This is a genomic window from Desulfobulbus elongatus DSM 2908, from assembly GCF_000621145.1.
Classification (GTDB): domain Bacteria; phylum Desulfobacterota; class Desulfobulbia; order Desulfobulbales; family Desulfobulbaceae; genus Desulfobulbus; species Desulfobulbus elongatus.
Genome location: NZ_JHZB01000063.1, coordinates 1 through 6307 on the forward strand (window position 1 = coordinate 1; position 6307 = coordinate 6307).

A 6307-nucleotide genomic window follows, 5' to 3' on the forward strand; every position below is an offset into this window, starting at 1 on the left:
AATAGGCCCGGTTCTGCTTGTTCCATTCTCGGCATTTACGGGCATGCCACTTCTTTTGACACTCTTGACTGCCGCAGGTCTTCTGTCGTGTCCCAAGGCGTGCATCCGGTTGGAACCATTTCCCGCACATGCGGCAAGGACGCTTTCGATTCTTGTTCTTGGTACCCATATCTCCCCCTGCTTTGATCAATATTCAGGAGCAGTATACGAGTCTTCTTCGGACAACTGGGAAACGTTCAGGTGGGTCTTGCAAAAACTGCGGGAAGGAAGGCGAAAAAACGGGCAGGGGGGTCAAATTTTCGGTGGCGGGTGGGTCAGTAATTCATCGGCGGTGACACTCCAGGCCCTACCGCCGCCGATGTCGTAGTGCTGGTTGTAGTGCACACCCCGGTCGATCACCAGACGTGGCTCATCCAACCGTTTTGCTTCCAAGGCCGTAACCAATTCTCGGGACAACACCACCTCGCGTACCAAACCACCCTTGCCGACAACGGTGTACCGATCCCCCTCCCGGCCGGTGAACCGTTCCGCACTCCACTGGCGGTGACCAGAGGCGACCCGTTCACCGGCCGGCCGCAGGGTAAGCAGCTCATGCGCCCGCAACCCGGCATGATAGGCCAACCGGGTGGCCAGGCTGTTGGCCTCGCTCTGAGCATGCGCTATCCGTTCGACCTGGGCCGGGGTATAGCTTCGGGTGGAGAGGATGCTCAGTTTGCTGCTGCAGACGATCTCCAACCGCTGACCAAGATGGATCTGGATCGCCTGGCGGTCCAGATCAAGAGTCTTCTGACCAACCAGTTGGGAGCGTTCGGCCAGATAATGCTGTGCCTCCTGTTCGGTGGCGCTGTGCAGATCTCCCAGTCGATGCTGGCGGAGATAGTCGGCAAAGCCCTTGAGGGCCTGCTCATAGCCCCGAACCGTACCCAAGCTGTGGATCCGGCCATCGTTCTGGTGATCATGCCTGCCGGTTCCCAGGGCAATCTTCCGGGAGACCGCATGCTCAGCCTGGGCCTTCGGCGAGCGGAAACTCGGCATGGTGCAACTCCGGCAAGCGTTTCAGATAGCGATCAATCGAGCTGCGGTGGATCCGGCAGCGATGGATGCGCAGCCACTCGGCCAGATCGGCACAGGAGGCCCCGGCCCGCCGCATGGCAACCAGCTCTGCCCGGTAACGGTCCAGCCGGCTTTTGCGGTAATGTTTCCGCCTGGCCACTGCCCGGCGGTTGCGAATGCGCGCGACCTCGGCCAGCGCATCAAATGTCTCCTCAGGTGTCTCCATGGTTCGTCCTCTGAGCTTTGTCGCGCCCGGCGCGGCAAAGCGGTGCTGGGGTGCGGGTTCCGCGCTGTGTCGGCGCCTGCTGACACAGCGCGGAAATCCGGACATCGAAATTGACAGTGGTTTGGAGCAGGTGACAAACAGTTTTCAGTTGGCCAGCGCTGCAACCACCAGGGATTTCCGCGTCTGTTCCAATGCAGCCGTGCAGGGCACGGTTGCCACGCTCTCAGGAGCAGCCGCTCACCTGCCGGGCCTCCCAGGCCTTCATCTTGGCCAGGATCTGGACCACCTCCTCCGAGGGGTGGGTGCAGACGGGATACTCATCCCGGGCAACGGAGCAGAACTGGTCACGCTCGATGTCACCCAGGCTCTGCCACAGTTCATCACGGGCCTTGTTTTCGGCCTGTTCGGCCATTTGCTGCGCCACTAGACCGACCGCTTGCATCTCCTGCCGCCTTCTGGTCTCCTTAGCACGTTTCTGCCGTTCGTCACGAGGCACATACCAGTCGGGGACGACCAGGGCCTCGCAGAGGGTGTTGAGGTAGCCTCCAGGATTGCGGATCTCTCCCCGGTCACGCCGCCAGGTTTCCGCAGCGACATCGGCTGCCTGCCGTAAACGCCCAGGACCGTGACGTTGCATCAGTCCACCCAGTTCCTGATCAGAGATGTTCGACAACGGTGTCTGTGACAACAACAGCCGTACTCCCTCTGTTGTTGTCTTCTCTACTCTGTTCTTCTCTGTTCTGTTCTCCGGCGTGACATCACGTGACATCAAAGCGTGACTGTCACGTGACACCGATGGTGACACCTCAGGTTCTTTTTCCCGGTGCCGCTGTTGGCGGAGCCGGTCCTTTTCCCTGCGGACCTCCAGCTTGCCTTCGCTCTGGTACTTGCGCCAGTTGCGAATCCGGATGACCGCATCCCGCTCGATCATCTCCAGCCGGGCAAACAGTTTCAGTCCCTGCTCGATGACCGATCTGGGCATCGCCAACAGCAGGCTCAGGGTCTCGGCCGTATAGGGATTGTTCTCTGAGATCATGAGTGCCCCACCCCGGCCACACTTGCCGGCCTCGGCAATGAGCATCACCTAGAGCAGCGCCAGAGTATCACCCTTGGGCCCTTTGCGGATCAATTTGATCTTGCGGTGATCAAAGACGTCGCACCTCACTTTGACCCATTCCATAGCCACCTCACACCACGGTGTCCTGGATAAGTCGGCGGATATCCTCCACCCGCCAGGCGGTGATGCGCGGCCCGAGCTTGACCGGCCGAGGATAGCGGCCTGATTTGACTCCGGCCCACCAGGTGCTTCGCGACACCGGGATCAGGGCCGGAACCGGAGGCTTGGATTTACTATCACCAACAATCTGGGGCAGACGCAGAAATCCGGTTTCCGGCAGGGGCAGGGGCTCCTTGGTATCAGTTCCATGGCGCCCTCCTGATCGTGAAGAGACTGGATGTTAGAGTCACCCTAGCCGAGTTGTTTTCAGAGTGTTCACGGTGCCTGCAAAACGATGTTACGCAGCGTATACGAAAATTTTTTGTAGAACGTGCCATAACGGATTACTCTTGTTGAATAACAATTGGAGATTCCGCAAGAAAACCGGACGTCCGGTTTTTCCCTTGAGGCGGTGGAAAGCCAAAAAAAGGCGAAAAAATCTTTTACATGGAGTCGTCGGATGTCACTCCCCCTGAAAAAAAGAAGGGAGTATCCTGGGCGTCGCTGGCTTTGGTTGGATGGCGGTCGTACTACGTACGGACTTTTCCTGGAGCACTTCAGGCGGCCTGCCGTACAAAAAAAGTATTGTGCGGGCAAACCAAGGCTTACCGGAAAGGAATCCGTGACGACCTGATCGTGGGTTTTCGGTGTCCGGCGCAACGGTCAGCGGGGCGGGCGGACGCTCTAGGAATGCACTGCCTCCATGCAGGCAGGTGACCTGGCATTGTTTTGTATGGTGGCCTGCGTCCCGCGTTTACGGAACACGTACGTTCCTCTGCCAAGCAGAGGAACCGGCGTTCTCTTCCTCCTTCGCCTGCTGTGCATGGGGCGGTGGAGTTGGCCAACGGCCACGAGAACGAACCATCGTTGTCTTGATGTGCTCTCAACGGGTCCGATTTGATCCCGGCCGGGTGCCAGCGGAGCAACGCCGGCAATGGTCGGGGATCCTGTGCAGTTCTGCCCTGGAATGGATCAGTGTTTCTTCGTCCGGGAACCGGGCAGGGTTCTCCGGACTGCATTTGCGTCTGTATGATCTGTATGTATTTACGTTTGATTACCTGTCATGCCACCGTCTCGGGCGGAATCGGGAATACGTGCATACAATAGATGTACCCCGCCTGGTTGTCAAGAGAGATCATTGCATTTAATGTTGGCAGATCAGAATGATACGTTACCGGAATCCTGGCTTGAAGTCGGGGGTCCGCGAGCACAAACAACCACAAATATCATTGGAGGAAAGACCATGGCAGCCAGCCAAAAGAAGCATGGAGAAGACCGGGTAAGGACGCCGGCCCCGTTTATCTCTGAGGCGATCTGACCACGGCGCAACTTCGGGAGAGGCTCAACAAGCCAGAAATCTCTAAAATTGGCTGTCTGAATTTGGAGAGAGGTTCAGTCGGATTTTTGCTGATAATCTGATATTATCAGATGGATTGGAAAAAATTCCAGTTTACCTATCCGTGAAAACTGGAGTGAGACCAGCTTCTTCAAAGCATCTAATTTTAAATTTTTTAATAAAAACAAAAAATTCAAAAATAATATTACTGATCTAGGTAACAATTGGGCATGACGAATAATTTCGAGGGGAACAGCCTTCTACTTCACGAAATACCTTGGAAAAATAAGAGGAATCATTGAATCCGACAGCGAAACACGCTTCCGTAACACTGTACCCATGCCGACAAATCAGCTCTTTTGCCATTCTGACACGTTTACGATTCAGGTATTGTTTAAATGACAAGCCAGTATACTGTTTAAATTGACGGGAAAAATGAAATCTGCTCATAGCAGTTTCCTTGGCAACCATATCCAATGTTACTGATTTATGAAAATTTTTATCAATATATAAAAGAGCTTTATACAGACTCGATGAATCAGGATCGTTACCCGATTCAATCAAAAATCTTCCCTCATGACGCCCACAATTTATTTCATAACACCACCTAACGCCCATGGTAACGTTCTGATAGAAAAAGGATTTCAACGGAGGGTACATGTCCAAGGATTCAACAAAAACGTCGATCGGTTGCACCAAAAAAGAGGTTTGCTCAAGACAGATAACACTAACCGCAGATTCTGTTCCTGATAAAATAGATAAGTCAAAAACGATATCTCCACTTTTCAAATTTCCGCAGAATAATTTCAAGCCATTACTATCAGGGACAACAACCTCTGCACCTCCAGATCGAATGATCCCGAACTTTTGTACCGGTTGACCTTGGCTGATGAACATTTCACCGGCCGAAAGAATTGTTTCCTGAAAGGATTTGGCGACTTCCGCAAGGTGAAGAGGTGCCAATCGACAGTAAGGATCAATTGCTGTGAAAAATTGAGCAGGGTCCATAACTGTTTCGGATTCAAAAGAATGAATTCAAAAACCATGGACATCCTCACCCTTCCCTACAAAGCAAAAAGCCCTTCGAAAAGACATGTGTCCATGAAGGGCTGCACCCAGCTTCTTGACCCTTAAATGTTGGCGAACAACCGTCACTCGCAGAAGGCCAACGATACTGTTCTCAGGCAGGTCTTCTGGCTCCCGGATCATTCTACTTTTCGCCCCTTCCCGTTTTGGATGACAAACAGTGGATATGGCGAATTTCGTCCCCGGTTACAGCGGCGGGACCGCTCCCGATTTGCACGGGATTTCCTATTAAGCAAACAACGCACCTGATGCCACCTGTCTAGCCTTGAATGTAAAAACCTGTCAACACCTTTTTGTCACATAAACACAACACCCCAAAATTTCGCAAATTTCTCCTAATTTTCTGCAATTTTTTACCGGTATTTTATCAGCGTCTGAAGTAGTAATGCGATCCTCTAACGTCACATTCACATCGTATGCGGTCTGATCGTTTCAGGGGAGGATACATGATGAAAAACAAGTTACTTGCTCTGTACAAAGACGAATCCGGGGCTACCGCCGTAGAATATGGCCTGATCGCAGGTGTGATGGCCGCCATTCTTGTGGCCGCCCTGGGTTTATTCGGGGACAAACTCAAGGATCTATTCGGAGTCATTGCCGACGAAATCGGCAAGGCCACGGACGATATCAAAAAAGAAGAATGATGCTGATGGCAACCACGCCTGCAGTACCGGTTTTCCTGGCCTGCAGCGTTCTCGTAGTTGGCTCGGCGCTGACGGACCTTCTGCGCCGCACCATTCCCAATGGCTTGACCTTGCCGGCCTTGTGTTGCGGCTGCCTGTATCTGTGGCTCCTCATGCCCGGTACGGAAGGATTGCTGTATGCATTGCAGGGAGTCGCCCTCGGCGGCGGGCTGTTGTTGCTGCCCTACGTCAAGGGCATGGTTGGCGGCGGCGACCTGAAACTGCTGGCGGCCTTGGGTGCATGGATCGGACCAAGCGCGATCATGACCGTCTTCCTCTACGGCACAGTGGTAGGGGGGATCATGGCAGTCGTTCAGATCTATCGCGGCCAACGACATGTCCGAAAAAAACAACGGGAGAGGGTGCCCTGTCCGGAATCGGGAGCATCCGACAGTTATGCGCATCATTTGATCCTTTTGAGCGTAACAGCGCTATACTGCGGCTGTTTTCTGTTAACGGCCTGATGCATCTCAAAAACATCGTCGAATTTTGCATTGTATTTGGCGCAGCGCAGCTTGAGCACATTATTGGCGTTGTCAATCTTCCACCAGGCCCCCGAACGTTTCAGTCGCACGTGGCAGATAAACTTGTTGGCACTCTCAATAGCTCCGCTCCCCAGCGGATAACCGCCACGACGTAATTTGCCGTAGTCAATGCGCGCCTTGTTGCCCTTGAGATACCCGACAAGTTTGGCGCGTGCTGTTTGC

Annotated in this window: 6 protein-coding genes, 2 pseudogenes and 1 riboswitch; of the genes and pseudogenes, 2 read left to right on the forward strand and 6 right to left on the reverse strand. The window is 53.8% G+C overall.

What is annotated here, in order from left to right; all coding sequences use genetic code 11:
- Window positions 1-291: 291 nt before the first annotated feature.
- The 5 genes and pseudogenes from Q362_RS21535 to Q362_RS23205 all read right to left on the reverse strand — a co-directional run bounded on the left by Q362_RS21535 (window position 292) and on the right by Q362_RS23205 (window position 4839).
- Complete coding sequence (locus tag Q362_RS21535) at window positions 292-1035, reverse strand: hypothetical protein (RefSeq protein WP_211248526.1); 744 nt, start codon at window positions 1033-1035, stop codon at window positions 292-294.
- Window positions 1001-1279: a hypothetical protein gene (locus Q362_RS21540; RefSeq protein ID WP_051554459.1), complete on the reverse strand. Its 279-nt coding sequence runs from the start codon at window positions 1277-1279 to the stop codon at window positions 1001-1003. The genes Q362_RS21535 and Q362_RS21540 overlap by 35 nt, the downstream gene beginning before the upstream one ends.
- 223 nt (window positions 1280-1502) lie before the next feature.
- Window positions 1503-2459: pseudogene (locus Q362_RS21545) on the reverse strand (phage replisome organizer N-terminal domain-containing protein).
- A gap of 7 nt (window positions 2460-2466) precedes the next feature.
- Entirely contained in the window at window positions 2467-2682 is a 216-nt protein-coding gene (locus Q362_RS24935) for an AlpA family phage regulatory protein (RefSeq protein ID WP_028319643.1), read from the reverse strand.
- Window positions 2683-4044: 1362 nt separating this feature from the next.
- Window positions 4045-4839, reverse strand: a complete 795-nt coding sequence (locus tag Q362_RS23205; RefSeq protein ID WP_084312954.1) for a helix-turn-helix domain-containing protein — start codon at window positions 4837-4839, stop codon at window positions 4045-4047.
- Between the two features lie 158 nt (window positions 4840-4997).
- Window positions 4998-5181: riboswitch (cobalamin riboswitch) on the reverse strand.
- A 182-nt stretch (window positions 5182-5363) separates the two neighbouring features.
- On the opposite strand from Q362_RS23205, the gene Q362_RS21550 reads away from it, so the two are divergent.
- Together Q362_RS21550 and Q362_RS21555 are read left to right on the forward strand one after the other, a co-directional pair.
- Window positions 5364-5561: a Flp family type IVb pilin gene (locus Q362_RS21550; RefSeq protein WP_035217131.1), complete on the forward strand. Its 198-nt coding sequence runs from the start codon at window positions 5364-5366 to the stop codon at window positions 5559-5561.
- 5 nt (window positions 5562-5566) lie between these two features.
- Window positions 5567-6064 (forward strand): A24 family peptidase, encoded by a 498-nt coding sequence (locus tag Q362_RS21555; protein WP_211248528.1) that lies wholly within the window; start codon window positions 5567-5569, stop codon window positions 6062-6064.
- On the opposite strand, the pseudogene Q362_RS23900 reads toward Q362_RS21555, so the two are convergent.
- Window positions 6004-6307 (reverse strand): annotated as a pseudogene (locus tag Q362_RS23900) (hypothetical protein); the annotation flags it as partial. The gene Q362_RS21555 and the pseudogene Q362_RS23900 overlap by 61 nt on opposite strands.